Source organism: Algoriphagus sp., assembly GCF_024642405.1.
Classification (GTDB): domain Bacteria; phylum Bacteroidota; class Bacteroidia; order Cytophagales; family Cyclobacteriaceae; genus Algoriphagus.
On the sequence record NZ_JAHEBC010000001.1, the window covers coordinates 40,498 to 54,144 of the forward strand.

Consider the following 13,647-nt stretch of genomic DNA (forward strand, 5'->3'; position numbering starts at 1 on the left):
TGCTTTACACAGATATGTACAGCAAAACAACAGTGTTTGTTCAAGACTATAATGGAGTAATAGACCATTAGCTTAGTTTTGTCGACAAAACCACAGATTCATCCGACAAAACCTCAAATCCACTCGATAAACCGATTTATCGACTCTATGAAGTCCTATAAAGGTGTAATCCATGAGTTGGTAGATTTTATTTGATCAATTGAGCTTCTTTTCTTTAGTTTAAACCTGAAATTCAAAGAAATGCCTCCATATAGCTCAAAAAAGAATCTTTCATTTATAGTACATCTTTTGGGATGGGTGATGTTATGCATTGTCCTTATTCTATTATCACCTCTTTCCTGGAGAATGGGAGAAAACGATCTGCCAGATGCCTTTTGGTATAAACAGGCGTTTTTAATACTATTCCTAATAGCTGTCTTTTATTCCAATGTTTCAGTATTTATTCCAAAAGTATTACTCAAGGGAAAAAACTCTAAATATCTCCTGTTAGTAATAGGAGGAGCTATTCTTTTTTACTTTTCAATAATCTATTTCGAACAATTCATCAAGTATCCAGAAAAGATGCATGAATTTTTCAACCCAAACAGACCTTTTATTCCAAATAGAAGATGGTTGCCGGGAGATGTGATACAAATCATGCTTTATGTGGTATCAATCGGATTAAGTACGTCTTTGGCACTAGTCCAGAAATGGCAAAGGGATGAAGTGAACAGACAAGATCTTGAAAAGCAAAGAATCAATACGGAGCTATCTTACCTGAAAGCTCAGATAAACCCACACTTTTTCTTTAATACCTTAAACAACATCTATTCTTTGACAAATCTGGACATTAAGAAAGCACAAGAAGCACTTTTAAAGCTTTCTAGAATGATGCGTTATGTACTTTATGAAAATCAAAAAGACGAAACATTATTAAAGAAGGAGGTTAATTTTATACAGGATTACATTGAACTCATGAAGATGAGGTTGTCAAGTAATGTAAAACTCGTTCTTAAAATCGAGGAGCCTAAAGATGATCATATCATTGCCCCAATGCTTTTATTACCATTTTTAGAGAACTCCTTTAAACATGGGATAAGCAGCCAAAAAGAATGTGAAATAAATATCAGGTTGGAGGTTATGGGTGAAACTTTATTTTTTGAGACCAAAAACCAAATTTTCCCGGTACACTCCGATAGCCCTGAAGCAAAAGAAAATGGTATTGGACTTGTTAATACTCAGCGTAGACTTTCCTTACTTTATCCAGAAAAACATAGACTAAAATTTGGTAAAGACGAAGCCAATAATGAGTATTGGGTAAATCTTACCATTAATCTTGCATGAAACTAAATTGCGTAGCCATTGATGATGAACCATTAGCATTAGATTTGATTTGCAAGTTTATAGAGCAAACTTCTTTTTTAAAGCTAGTAGGTAAATTTTCAAATGGTGTAGAAGCCTTAGGTTTCATTAATCAAAATGAGGTTCAACTTATTTTTATGGACATTCAAATGCCTGACCTTTCAGGTATGGAGCTTGCAAGAGTTCTGGATGGAAAGAAGAATTCAGATAAAACCAGAATAATTTTCGCTACAGCGTATCATCAGTTTGCGATTGAAGGATACAAAGTAGAGGCTTTGGATTATTTATTAAAACCATATAGCTACGAGGAATTTTTAAACGCCTCCACAAAAGCCTATACTTATTTTGAGAGGCTAAATTCGAAATCTGAAAATCTTGTCACTCAGATTCAGGAAACAAATACACCTGAATTTATTTTCCTTAAAGTAGAATATCAGTTGGTAAAAGTTATGCTAAAGGATATTGCCTACGTGGAAGCTTATAAAGATTATGTGAAAGTGCATCTAATCTCTAAACCAAATCCACTGCTCTCATTAACTAGCCTAAAAAGTATGGAAGAACTTCTTCCCTCTAAGAGTTTCATGAGAGTTCACCGATCCTATATTGTTTCTCTTGAGCATATTGATTCTGTCTCTAAAAATGTAATCCAGATAGGAAAGCAACACATTACTGTGGGAGATAATTATAAAGAGCCTTTTCTGGAGTTTCTCAGTAAGTGGATGAACTAAACCAAAAAAGGAGCTTTGAAGCTCCTTTTTTGATTATCTTTTGCCTCCCGGCATCAATTTGCTCATGGCTGCTTTCGCGCCACCCATTTTGTTCATCTGCTTCATCATTTTTCGCATATCACTGAATTGCTTCATCAGATTATTCACTTCCGTGATTGTTCTACCAGAACCATTTGCAATTCTCTTTCTTCGGCTTCCATCAATCAAATCTGGCTGCTGGCGCTCTTGAGGAGTCATACTTTTTATAATTGCTTCGATCGGTTTGAATGAATCATCATCAATATCCAAGCCTTTCATAGCTTTCCCCATGCCTGGGATCATACCCATCAAGTCTTTGATATTACCCATTTTTTTCACTTGCTCCAGCTGGGAAAGGAAATCATCAAAGTTGAAATTATTGGTTCTGATCTTAGAATTGATTCTTTTGGCTTCATCCTCATCAAAAGACTGCTGCGCACGCTCCACCAAGGAAATCACATCTCCCATTCCCAAAATCCGCTGGGCCATTCGATCTGGATGGAAAACGTCAATATTTTCCATTTTCTCCCCGGTGGAAATGAATTTGATTGGCTTATTGACTACATGGCGAATAGATATTGCAGCACCGCCACGAGTATCACCATCTAATTTGGTCAGGACAACTCCATTGAAATCCAATCTTTCATCAAAAGTTTTAGCAGTATTCACTGCATCTTGACCAGTCATGGAATCCACTACAAACAAGGTTTCGGAAGGCTTCAAAGCTCTTTTCAGCTCTTCAATCTCCTGCATCATTTGATCGTCAACTGCCAAACGACCCGCAGTATCGACGATAACTGTTTTCTTTCCGGTTTTCTTTGCGTAGGCAATTGCATTGTTTGCAATCTCCAGCGCATTCTTATTTTCAGGTTCTGCATAAACCTCCACGCCGACTTGCTCTCCAAGTACTTTCAATTGGTCTATAGCTGCAGGTCTATAAATATCACAGGCAACTAACAGGACCTGACGACCTTGCTTTTTTAACAGACTCGCTAGCTTTCCCGAAAAAGTTGTTTTACCAGAACCCTGAAGACCAGATATTAAAACTACAGAGGGATCCCCGCTTAGATTAATCTCAACCTTGGACCCTCCCATTAATTTGGTCAGCTCTTCTTGCGTAATTTTAACCAGCAATTGACCTGGGGAAACAGAGATTAACACATCTCTACCTAAGGCTTCTTGCTTGATGGTATCGGTTACTTCTTTCGCTACCTTATAGTTAACATCAGCATCAATTAAGGCCCTTCTGATCTCCTTAACGGTTGTTGCTACATTTATTTCTGTGATGGTACCGGTACCTTTCAGGGTCTTGAAAGCCCGGTCTAATTTTAAACTTAAATTATCAAACATTCCTTTTGCGGCTATTTGCAGCAAAAGTAATCATTTTCATTAGGGATAGAAAGTATCAATTCATCTATTCCTCTTCAAGGCTATATTCTGGGATTAGGTCTGTTTGGGTTTAAATTCCTAATTTGCGGCATCAATTAAAATATCTTAGAAATTCCTTTTTCATGACGATAGATTTCAAAAAAGATTTACTCCCACACGCAGTGGGAATCGCCATATTTTATGCGATTGTAGCATTTTATTTCTCTCCACTCGTATTTGAAAACAAAGTGATTTTTCAGGGTGATATTCTGAAATGGGAAGGCTCTGCGAAGGAGGTAATGGACTTCAGAGAAGAAACCGGGGAAGAAGCACTTTGGACCAACAGCATGTTTGGTGGTATGCCCGCCTATTTTATCAGCATGGATTTCCCGGGTGACATCACAAATGCAATTGTTTCAATATTAACCTTGGGACTTCCTCACCCTATTAATGGACTTTTTCTGGGAATGGTAGCAATGTACATTCTCTTATTGAGTTTCAGAGTCAGGCCTGTTTTTGCAATATTAGGGAGTGTTGCTTTTGCTTTTAATACCTATAATTTACTCAGTCTCGCAGCAGGACATAATGCCAAAATTTGGGCTGAATGCCTGATTCCTTTGATTTTTCTTGGAATTCATCTGGCTTTCGAAAAGAAACGGATTCTTGGAGCCGCTATTCTGGCTTTGGGCCTATTGCTGCAATTTAAATTCAATCATGTTCAAATAACATATTACACAATTCTCATAGCCGGTATCTATGTAATAGTTAGAGTGATTTTTGAGTGGAAAAAAGAAGGAATTGCAGCAATTGGGAAAACAATTGGAATCCTGATAATTGGTGCGACTCTGGCCTTTGGAGGAAATATAGGAAGACTAGCAACAGCACTGGAGTACTCCACTTATTCGACCAGAGGCGAAGTCACAATCGAATCTAAATCTGCCGGTCTCGATAAAGATTATGCTTTCGGATGGTCTAATGGAATCATGGAGACATTCACTTTATTAATCCCGAATTTTTATGGAGGTGGCTCAAATACCCCTCTCCCGAAAAACTCTGCGTCTGAAAAAGCACTCCGCCAACAAGGATTAGATCCTGCTCAAATAAACGGGTTTGTACAAGGGGCGCCTACCTATTGGGGAGACCAACCTTTTACAGGTGGACCTATTTACGGAGGCATCATTTTAGCATTCTTAGCAATTCTCGGCATCTGGGCTGCTCCAAAACAATCGCTTATCACGTTTGGAGTAATTATTGTTTTTTCTTTAATGCTTTCTTGGGGTAAAAATCTCTCCTGGTTCAATTACTTCCTTTTTGATGTATTACCTGGCTATAATAAATTCCGAGCCGTATCCATGTCATTGGGGGTTACTCTTTTTGCGATACCTGTTTTAGGAATGATTTCCTTGGAAAAACTTGTCAAGGAAAATAAAATAAAGCCGTTATTAATATCTGGAGCAATTACAGGCGGAATAATTTTGCTATTCGCCATTGGTGCCGGAATGTTTCGCTTTGAAGGAGCTGCAGATCAAGGCTTACCAGAATGGTTAATTGGCGCACTTAGGGAAGACAGAAAAAGCATGCTTCAATCAAGTGCATTTAAAAGCTTGAGTTTTCTAGCTGTTGCTTTTGCACTTATTTATTTTACCCTAAAAGGAAAAATATCTGATTTAATTTTAGGGGGAGGACTATTTCTATTGGTCCTATTTGATTTATGGACAATCAACAGACCTTATTTAAATTCAGATTCTTTTGATGTCAGTCCCTCAAAAACCTACTTTGCTGAAACTCCCGCAGAAGCAGAAATCCAGAAAGATGAATCCTATTACAGAGTGTTGGATTTAACTGAGGGAATTACTTCTGCTGGAAAAGCCAGCTATAGATTTCATGCAATAGGAGGTTACCATGGAGCTAAACTTCGAAGGTTTCAGGATTTAATTGATTTTAGATTATCCAAAGAGCTTAACGACTTTGTTTCTAAAGCGCAGGAAGGTGATTTTGATTTTGAAGGAATCCAATCTTTTAATATGCTCAATACTAAATATATCATTGCAGGTAATGCAGCAAATGCTGTTTTTGAAAATCCAGAAGCAAATGGTGCTGTTTGGATTCCTTCAAAGATTATTAACGTAAGTTCTAATCAGGAGGAGATTGATGTTTTAGCGGAAATTAATACCAAAACAGACGCAACGGTAAACACAGATGAATTTGGTCAGGTTTCTACAGGTTCTGGAACGGTAACGCTCACTTCCTATGCTCCGAATCATTTGAAGTATTCAGCAAACATGGATCAGGCTGGATTAGCTGTATTTTCTGAGATTTTCTACCCAGTAGGTTGGACGGCAACAATTGATGGTCAGGAATCAGAAATCTTAAGAGTAGATTACCTTTTACGTGGTTTAAATCTTCCCGTAGGCCCGCATGAAATTGAATTTCATTTTGCTCCCTCGAGTTATACTAAAACAAAAACTCCTATGATCATTTTCCAATATTTAATAATTCTTGGATTGATTGGTGGAGTTTATTTTACAGTAAAAGAAAGTAATGCAAGAACCTAAAGATAAAATTGTCAGCTATTACGATCAGTTTGCCGAGAAGCAAGAAAAGACCGGGATCAACTCAAGACACCTTAGCATCCTCGACAAGGTAATGGCTGCAGGACTAAAATCCCACCATAAAGTTCTAGAAGTGGGTTGTGGAATCGGCACTGTTAGTAGTTTATTAGCAGGACAAGTGAAAAATGGGGAAGTACTTGCTGTTGATATAAGTCCTGAAAGTATTGAAAAAGCCAAGCTGATTTGGAAATCACATTCAAATTTGAAATTTGAAATTTCGGATATGTCTGATTTCCACAAGGTGAATCAAACTTTCGATTTCTTCATTTTTCCGGATGTGTTGGAACATATTCCAGTAGATCAGCACCAAAGATTATTTCAAAATATTCAGGAGCACTCACATCAAGACTCTGTCATATTTATTCATATTCCTGCTCCAAGATATTTGCAGTGGATGATAGAAAATGAACCTGAAAAACTTCAAGTTATTGACCAACCTCTTGATTCAGGAGATTTGATAAAAAGTATTACATCAAGTGGCTTTTATCTCGAAAAAATGGAAACCTACCCCGTATTCTTTGAGGAGAAGGACTATCAATATTTTGTCTTCCGATCTCAAAAATCTCTGAGCAAATCTACCCCAAGAAGCAAGTGGCAGATCCTTAAAGAAAGACTAAGTATTCGACTTAGACATGGAATTAAATAAAGTAAAATGAAAATTCAGAAAAATACAGTAGTAGGACTCACATATGAGTTGAAAGTAAGTAAGCTTGAGGATGAAATAGAATCTTCCCCATTTAGTGTGGAAGTGAGAGATAAGGAAGATCCATTTTACTTTTTATTTGGTCAAAGCGGATTACCTGAAAAGTTTGAAGAATTATTGGTAGGTCAATCTGAAGGAGAGCCATTTTCTTTCTCACTCTCAGTTGAAGAAGCGTATGGAGCACCGGATGAAGAGCTGATTATTAATCTTCCAAAATCTCAATTTTCCGGAGAGCAAGGTTTCAAAAAGGAAATGCTTGAAGAAGGAAATTTTCTACCATTGATGGATGAAAATGGTTACCCAATGCAAGCAAAAATCCTTAAAGTAATTGGTGATGAATTGTTACTTGATTTCAATCATCCATTAGTTGGGTTTGATCTTCATTTTGATGGAAATATTATTGAAGTTCGCAAGGCAACTAAAGAAGAGGTTGATCATGGTCATGTGCATGGAGAGCATGGAACTCACCACTAAAACTTAGAAATGTATTGAGGGGAATGAAATTAAATCATTCCCTTTCTTTTTTCAATAAGCACCCTTAATCAATGACGAGGTTTTTTTTTCTTCTTTTTTTGACTTCTACGGCTTGTGCTCCTTTAGATAAAAAAGAGAGCAAGGAGAATGAGTTGAGCAGCTCAAAAACAGATGATTACTTTAGGGTTGTAGAGGGGCATGATGAGGAAATAGATCAAGACTTGATCAAAAAAGGAGAAGTTTTAATTGCATATTCGGATTGTTTAGATTGCCACAAAATTGAAAATAGGGCAAAAGGCCCGGCGTTTTTGGACATTGCCAAGAGATACCCTTACCAAGAAGTCTATATAAATCTATTATCCCGCAAGATAATCAACGGAGGGAATGGTTCATGGGGAAATCCAATTATGTCAGCCCATCCAAATCTCAGCTTTGAAGATTCAAAAGCAATGGCTGCCTATGTGCTGTCTTTAGATAAATTAGAAGATTAAGCTCTTCCTTTAAATAAACTATTCGGGACTTTTTGGATTCTATATTACTTATGGTGTTACTTTTTTAAAACCATCACTTTATCCTCATCAAATTGAAGATAAACTCTATCTCCAATCTTAAATTTTCGAAGAGGATCATCCACTTCCCATAGATCTCCACCATTTTTTAATCTGACTTGAAGACTATTGAAATGAACTAAAAATCTTGAATCCTCTACATGTCCAAGAATAGATCCTTTACTCCTTAATTTCACATTTGAAGGCCGGATATAAGAGTTAAACCTATCTGGAATTAAATTAATCGGACTAAATAGTTGAGCTACATATTTGGATTTTGGATTTTCGCAAAGCTCTTGGGAGGTCCCCATTTGAATAGTTTTACCATTTTGCAAAATCAGCAAATTATCGGTTAATCTTAAGGCATCATCCAAATCATGAGTTACAAAAATTACGGTGGTGCCTAATTCCAAAAATAATTCTTTAAGTTCTGAAATCAGTTGGTGGGTTTGAATTGTATCCAGTGAACTGAAAGGTTCATCGAGAAGCAAGAGATCCGGTTCAACGCTTAAGGCTTTTGCTATTGCTACTTTCTGTTGTTGCCCTCCAGACAGTTGTCTTGGATAACGATCTTTAAAATCTCTTAAGCCAAGAAGTTTTAAAAGCGTTTCAACTCTTACTTTTCCATAATCTTTTTCAAAATGTAAAAGGGGCCTTGCTATATTTTCTTCAACAGTAGAATTGGGAAACAAATGATAATCTTGGTGAATAAGTTTTATCTCATCATATCCAGAAACAAGCTTATGTTTAGGGTTCAAGATTAACTCACCATCTAAATGTACCTCCCCTGCATCCTGTACCAATAGCCCGGCCATGATCTTTAACAAAGTACTTTTCCCTGAACCACTCGCTCCTACTATGGATAGGAAATCCCCTTTCTCAAGTTCCAATGAAAAATTTGTAACTGCTGCGGTATGGCCATAAGTTTTTGAAACCTGGCGCAATGAAAAGTAACTCATAGACGTATTTCTGCCTGAATTTTTTTAGGCAGGCGGTCAAATATAAGTTCGTATGAGTGATCTGCCAATTCTAAAATCAAAGAATCAGGAACATTCCCAGTGGTACTAACTGAATTCCATTGCTTTTTATTCATATGATACCCCGGTGTAATGCCATCATACTTTTCTCTCAATTCAACCGCTCTTTCAGGATCACATTTAAGATTTATGTATTCAAATAAATTAATAGAAGTAATAGAGAAGATTTTTCCCCCTACCCTAAAGCACAAAGTATCCTCATCAAACGGAGTATCTTCTGTTACTCCAGGTTTAGCTAAACAATAATCTCGAAAGTATACTAAATCCATAAGCTTACTTTTTTTACGATCATTTTTGAAAAATAACTAATTGAATTCAAATTGCATCCCAGACTTAGAATTATACAAGTTTTGAAGAACCTTTTTATTATTAAAAGGTTTACCTTTTGTGAGTAAGGTCACTCAAGTGAAAAGATAAAAAAGTCACCTTTGTTTCATGGAAAAATACATCAAAGCAATTTCAGACGGATATTACGGTTATTGGAATTATTTGGTAAATGAAATCCTCAACCCATCTTGGCATAATTACTTCTATTGGCTCATTGGTGCCTCTTTGGTTATTTGGCTTTTAGAGATTGCTTTTCCTTGGAGAAAAAATCAACCTATCATCAGAGAACACTTCTGGCTTGATATCTTCTATATCTTTTGGAACTACTTTTTGTTCGCTCTCATCGCCTACAATGCCCTTTCCATGGTGGCAGTAGAAGCCTTCAATGATTTCCTAGGTCTTTTTGGGATTACAAATGTGGTGGCGATTAAGGTAGATCAACTTCCAAGATGGGTCCAATTGCTGTTGATTTTTCTGATTCGAGATTTTATGCAATGGGCAATACATATGATGTATCATCATGTAGGCTGGATGTGGGAATTCCACAAAGTTCACCATAGTACAAGAGAAATGAGCTTTTCTGCCCTCTTAAGATATCATTGGATGGAGAATATTTTATATAGAACCTTGGAATATATTCCATTAGCTATGATTGGATTTGGAATAACTGACTTTTTTATTGTTCATATTTTCACACTTGTGATTGGACAATTAGGACATGCAAATCTTTATATTCCATTAGGTCCATTTCGTTACATAATCAATGGTCCACAAATGCATCTTTGGCATCATGCTAAAAACCTTCCAGAATCGCATCCAAATGGATTTAACTTTGGGATTTCTCTAAGTCTATGGGATTTTATTTTCAAAACAAATTATTGGCCATCAGATGATGAAAACCTTCCGGTGGGACTCCCAGATGATGAAAATTATCCTGAAGATTTTTGGGGTCAAAACCTAGCTCCATTCAAACGGATCTTTCAAAAAAAATAAATCAGTCGAAGATTAGTCTTTTTATTTTTTCCATCGTTTAAGAATTTGTGATTCCTAATAACATCACATCTCAAGCATGGCTAAACAACCTGAAGGGAAACCGAAAAATGATAAAACGGCCCCCACAAAAACCCTGAAAGAAAAAAGAGCTGCGAAAGCAGCGAAGAAAGAAAGTAAAAAGAGGGATTAAAATATTCTCAAACCTAGGTGCAGAAATTCTGCACCTTTTTTTTGTTTAAAATGAATCAACAAATTAGATGAGTGATAATTAAAAAAAGTCATAAAATACAATGGTAAATTAGATTTGTCTAATTAGTATAATATTACTAAATTCATTTAGCTTTTCTTTTAGCTATTGATTTATAAGTTGAATTTTTTAAACAAATTGATGATGTTATTTAAAAGTTTTCTACCATCACTTCCACTACAGCCTTTTATAAAAACTTACCAGATAAGACATTTTACATTTGAACCTGGAGCGAAAATTCCAATTAAAGCCTTTCCACCCCGACCCGAACAATATTTACTTTTCTTTCCTAGAGGTTTTGAAACACAATTCAACTCAGAGGGAGGCAATAGCAAGAAATTATCAAAGCCAACTATCACTGGTCAATACACCCAAAGGATAAATAGGCTGGTCAGTCATGATTATCTTTTAATTCAGGTTGTTTGTAAACCCGGAGCTTTATTTAGGCTTACAGGAATTCCCTACTACGAAATGCGAGACCAAAGCATTGAATTGGATTCCGTTTTTCCGAATGAATTCAATACAATAAATCAACAGCTGCAGGACTCGAAATCCTATTTAGAAATGATATCCTATATGGATATTTTTCTTTTGGACCTTTTTAACAAAAAATCGAAGGAGGTCAATCTTCCATTTGATAAAGTAATCCCTTTCTTAACTAATTGGAATGGATCTATGAATATAGATTGGCTAGCAGATCAGGCATGTTTATCTGTTAGGCAATTTGAAAGACTTTCTAAGTCCTATTTTGGGATTTCTCCTAAAACCATGACTCGTATAGCTAGGTTTACTGCAGCATTTATCATGAGATCAAGACATCCGGAATACTCTTGGATTCAAATTGCATGGGAATGTGGGTATGAAGATTACCAACATTTAGTTAGAGATTATAAAGATTTTTCTGAAGTAACTCCCAACCAACTTTTAATAGCTGACCAAAATGCACCAGATCGTGTGCTTGGTTTAAGGTGATTCCTTTTTTGCCGGAATTTATTCGATTACTTAGTCAATAATCAAAATTTCAAGATTTTAATACTCGCTGAAAAGTGGAAAGACTGACGTTTCATTTATGGTTCAGAACGAAAGATGTCGATTTTTTACCACCTAAAAGCGGTTTTTAGTTGCAACCTTTAACTAGCAATTAAAGGAAATTTTATTGCCAAACATTCTTTAACCTTAATCCAAAATTGAAATGAAAAATCTCAAAAAAAAGTTTTCCATCGATTTTCAAAATTTGAGAATCAAGATTGTAGCACTGGTAATTATGCCATTTTTAATTGGTGTTATTATCCAAAGTTGTAACCCCAGAGAACAGGGGCTCCCGGTAAAACCACATAAAAGTCCAGAAATGGTTTTAAAATGGAATACCCAAATCCAAAAGGCTTATACGTTTCAGGGTGCTGGAAGTGGGTTTTCTCCTCCCCTCATTGCAAGATTATTCGCAATGTATCATGCGGGAATGCATGACGTGTTAAATGCTATTGATCCAAGATTTGAAACTTATGCCTATTTTGAAAAAGACCCTGAAGCAAATCCAGAAGCAGCGGTTGCACAAGTTGTGTATGACCTTTTTCAAGAAATAGGAGGCACATTAAAACCTATTTATTCTAATTCTTTTGACAGCTTATTACAAGCTAGCTTAGCTAGTGTACCAGATGGCCAAGCAAAGGAAAAAGGGATTGAGCTTGGTAAAAAAGTTGCTCAGGCAATACTTACCAAGAGAGCTCCAGATGGTCCTTATTTGCAACTAGCAGGATACCCCACTACGCCTGCTTCTGGAACTGAGTCTGGCCAATACCAGTATATTCCACCATTGAATTATGCTTTAGCAGGATTTCATTTACAAAATACGTGGGTCATCAACAGTTCGGATCAATTCCGAGAGGAACCTCCCTACCCAACTAATAGCCCAGAATACCTTGCCGATTTTAATGAAGTAAGAGATTATGGAGAAAAAAACAGTGTACTTAGAAGCGCTGACCAGAAAGCCTATGGAGTTTTTTGGGCAGAAAACACTTCCCGTGGTTGGAATGGTGTGGCAAGAGACATTATGTCAAAAGTCCCAGAAAAAATAATTGATGAGTGGCAAGCAGCAAGACTCTTAGCATTGGTTCATTTTGCAATTGCTGATGCATATATCGCAGTTTTTGACTCCAAAGTTCACTTTAATTATTGGAGACCTATTAGCGCAATTCGACAAGGAGACTTTGATGATAACCCAAACACTATAGGCAATCCTATTTGGGAATCAACCCTCACTACACCACCTGTAGGAGAATACCCATCTGCACATGCTTTAACAGGTGCCGCAGCGGGACAAATCCTAATCAGGTATTTCAAAAATAAAAATATTCCTATTACGATCGATAGCGGTTATTGGCCTGGAACTAGGTCTTTTCCTGATATCAAATCTGCCATCAGAGAAAATTCTTTATCAAGAATTTATATAGGCTATCATTTTAGAAAAGCAGTGGAGGTTGGCGAAAAATCTGGTTTTGAAGTTGGAGACTTTGTATATGATCATGCTTTACAGCCAAAATTTAAAAACAAATAGTCTTTGCTGATTAAGTAGATGATGTAACCTAAATGGCCGATTTCTTTAGAAAAGAATAAAGATAATTTTAATATGAATCTCCAACTTGGCATTAATAAGCATTTTCTTCGCAGGTTGTTTGAAAAGAAAAACCATTCTCAGCATCTTTTTCAGAAATTAAATCGATTGAGTTTGTAAATGAAGGTGCAGAAATTCTGCACCTTTTTTTATGCCTAATAATTCCTATTGATTAGATTAGATGAAACCCAAACAACCACCAACAAATGGACAATCTTTCCTCTCCTTCAAAAAGGCTAGTCTCATTGGACACCTTTCGGGGAATAACCATGTTTTTGCTGATTGCAGAAGCAGCTTTAGTTTACGACTCATTGCTGGAAGCATTCCCCGAACCAGGATTTTTTAATTCCTTTTTTACACAATTTACCCATCATCCTTGGAATGGGCTACGATTTTGGGATTTGATTCAACCATTCTTCATGTTTATAGTGGGTGTAGCAATGCCTTTCTCTTTGAACAAACGCTTGGCAAATCATGCGGACAGATCTCAAGTCACCAAACATATGCTGAAGAGATGTTTGTTACTTTTTCTTTTTGGAACAGGGCTTCATTGTATTTACAGCGGGAAATTGGTTTTTGAACTTTGGAATGTCTTGACCCAACTTTCATTTACAATTTTGGTCACCTATTTTCTAATCAG

General features: G+C 36.5%; 13 protein-coding genes. 10 read left to right on the forward strand and 3 right to left on the reverse strand.

Annotated features, from left to right (window positions below):
• Window positions 1-240 precede the first annotated feature (240 nt).
• A complete protein-coding gene (locus tag Q0L68_RS00180; RefSeq protein ID WP_296697671.1) occupies window positions 241-1,323 on the forward strand; it encodes a histidine kinase in 1,083 nt (360 codons plus the stop codon).
• Window positions 1,320-2,069, forward strand: coding sequence for a LytTR family DNA-binding domain-containing protein (locus Q0L68_RS00185; RefSeq protein WP_296697674.1), 750 nt, complete (start codon window positions 1,320-1,322; stop codon window positions 2,067-2,069). Before Q0L68_RS00180 ends, Q0L68_RS00185 begins: the two co-directional genes overlap by 4 nt.
• A 33-nt stretch (window positions 2,070-2,102) precedes the next feature.
• On the opposite strand, the gene ffh is transcribed toward Q0L68_RS00185, so the two are convergent.
• A complete protein-coding gene (gene ffh, locus Q0L68_RS00190) occupies window positions 2,103-3,437 on the reverse strand; it encodes a signal recognition particle protein (RefSeq protein WP_296697704.1) in 1,335 nt (444 codons plus the stop codon).
• Between the two features lie 161 nt (window positions 3,438-3,598).
• On the opposite strand from ffh, the gene Q0L68_RS00195 reads away from it, so the two are divergent.
• The 4 genes from Q0L68_RS00195 to Q0L68_RS00210 all read left to right on the forward strand — a co-directional run bounded on the left by Q0L68_RS00195 (window position 3,599) and on the right by Q0L68_RS00210 (window position 7,735).
• A complete protein-coding gene (locus tag Q0L68_RS00195) occupies window positions 3,599-6,010 on the forward strand; it encodes a YfhO family protein (protein ID WP_296697678.1) in 2,412 nt (803 codons plus the stop codon).
• Window positions 5,997-6,713: a class I SAM-dependent methyltransferase gene (locus Q0L68_RS00200; protein ID WP_296697680.1), complete on the forward strand. Its 717-nt coding sequence runs from the start codon at window positions 5,997-5,999 to the stop codon at window positions 6,711-6,713. The genes Q0L68_RS00195 and Q0L68_RS00200 overlap by 14 nt, the downstream gene beginning before the upstream one ends.
• A 6-nt stretch (window positions 6,714-6,719) precedes the next feature.
• Complete coding sequence (locus Q0L68_RS00205; RefSeq protein WP_296697682.1) at window positions 6,720-7,244, forward strand: peptidylprolyl isomerase; 525 nt, start codon at window positions 6,720-6,722, stop codon at window positions 7,242-7,244.
• A gap of 71 nt (window positions 7,245-7,315) precedes the next feature.
• On the forward strand, window positions 7,316-7,735 hold the full coding sequence (locus Q0L68_RS00210) for a c-type cytochrome (protein ID WP_296697684.1): 420 nt from the start codon (window positions 7,316-7,318) through the stop codon (window positions 7,733-7,735).
• Window positions 7,736-7,791: 56 nt separating this feature from the next.
• Here Q0L68_RS00210 and Q0L68_RS00215 read toward each other — a convergent pair whose 3' ends face one another.
• Window positions 7,792-8,751, reverse strand: a complete 960-nt coding sequence (locus Q0L68_RS00215) for an ABC transporter ATP-binding protein (protein ID WP_296697687.1) — start codon at window positions 8,749-8,751, stop codon at window positions 7,792-7,794.
• Window positions 8,748-9,098, reverse strand: a complete 351-nt coding sequence (locus Q0L68_RS00220) for an MmcQ/YjbR family DNA-binding protein (RefSeq protein WP_296697689.1) — start codon at window positions 9,096-9,098, stop codon at window positions 8,748-8,750. The genes Q0L68_RS00215 and Q0L68_RS00220 overlap by 4 nt, the downstream gene beginning before the upstream one ends.
• A 166-nt stretch (window positions 9,099-9,264) precedes the next feature.
• Here Q0L68_RS00220 and Q0L68_RS00225 point away from each other — a divergent pair, with 166 nt between their 5' ends.
• From Q0L68_RS00225 to Q0L68_RS00240, 4 genes are all read left to right on the forward strand, one after another.
• Window positions 9,265-10,149, forward strand: a complete 885-nt coding sequence (locus Q0L68_RS00225) for a sterol desaturase family protein (RefSeq protein WP_296697692.1) — start codon at window positions 9,265-9,267, stop codon at window positions 10,147-10,149.
• A gap of 388 nt (window positions 10,150-10,537) precedes the next feature.
• Window positions 10,538-11,368, forward strand: coding sequence for a helix-turn-helix domain-containing protein (locus Q0L68_RS00230; RefSeq protein ID WP_296697694.1), 831 nt, complete (start codon window positions 10,538-10,540; stop codon window positions 11,366-11,368).
• 220 nt (window positions 11,369-11,588) lie between these two features.
• Window positions 11,589-12,950 (forward strand): vanadium-dependent haloperoxidase, encoded by a 1,362-nt coding sequence (locus Q0L68_RS00235; RefSeq protein ID WP_296697697.1) that lies wholly within the window; start codon window positions 11,589-11,591, stop codon window positions 12,948-12,950.
• 263 nt (window positions 12,951-13,213) lie between these two features.
• Window positions 13,214-13,647: DUF5009 domain-containing protein (locus tag Q0L68_RS00240; protein WP_296697700.1), on the forward strand; the 434-nt coding region annotated here is incomplete at its 3' end.

Bases quoted from the DNA above. Each gene is read 5' to 3' on its own strand.
- ffh (WP_296697704.1), bottom strand. From the start codon at position 3,437: ATGTTTGATAATTTAAGTTTAAAATTAGACCGGGCTTTCAAGACCCTG.
- Q0L68_RS00225 (WP_296697692.1), top strand. From the start codon at position 9,265: ATGGAAAAATACATCAAAGCAATTTCAGACGGATATTACGGTTATTGG.
- Q0L68_RS00195 (WP_296697678.1), top strand. From the start codon at position 3,599: ATGACGATAGATTTCAAAAAAGATTTACTCCCACACGCAGTGGGAATC.
- Q0L68_RS00180 (WP_296697671.1), top strand. From the start codon at position 241: ATGCCTCCATATAGCTCAAAAAAGAATCTTTCATTTATAGTACATCTT.
- Q0L68_RS00185 (WP_296697674.1), top strand. From the start codon at position 1,320: ATGAAACTAAATTGCGTAGCCATTGATGATGAACCATTAGCATTAGAT.
- Q0L68_RS00215 (WP_296697687.1), bottom strand. From the start codon at position 8,751: ATGAGTTACTTTTCATTGCGCCAGGTTTCAAAAACTTATGGCCATACC.
- Q0L68_RS00210 (WP_296697684.1), top strand. From the start codon at position 7,316: ATGACGAGGTTTTTTTTTCTTCTTTTTTTGACTTCTACGGCTTGTGCT.
- Q0L68_RS00235 (WP_296697697.1), top strand. From the start codon at position 11,589: ATGAAAAATCTCAAAAAAAAGTTTTCCATCGATTTTCAAAATTTGAGA.
- Q0L68_RS00230 (WP_296697694.1), top strand. From the start codon at position 10,538: ATGATGTTATTTAAAAGTTTTCTACCATCACTTCCACTACAGCCTTTT.
- Q0L68_RS00205 (WP_296697682.1), top strand. From the start codon at position 6,720: ATGAAAATTCAGAAAAATACAGTAGTAGGACTCACATATGAGTTGAAA.
- Q0L68_RS00220 (WP_296697689.1), bottom strand. From the start codon at position 9,098: ATGGATTTAGTATACTTTCGAGATTATTGTTTAGCTAAACCTGGAGTA.
- Q0L68_RS00200 (WP_296697680.1), top strand. From the start codon at position 5,997: ATGCAAGAACCTAAAGATAAAATTGTCAGCTATTACGATCAGTTTGCC.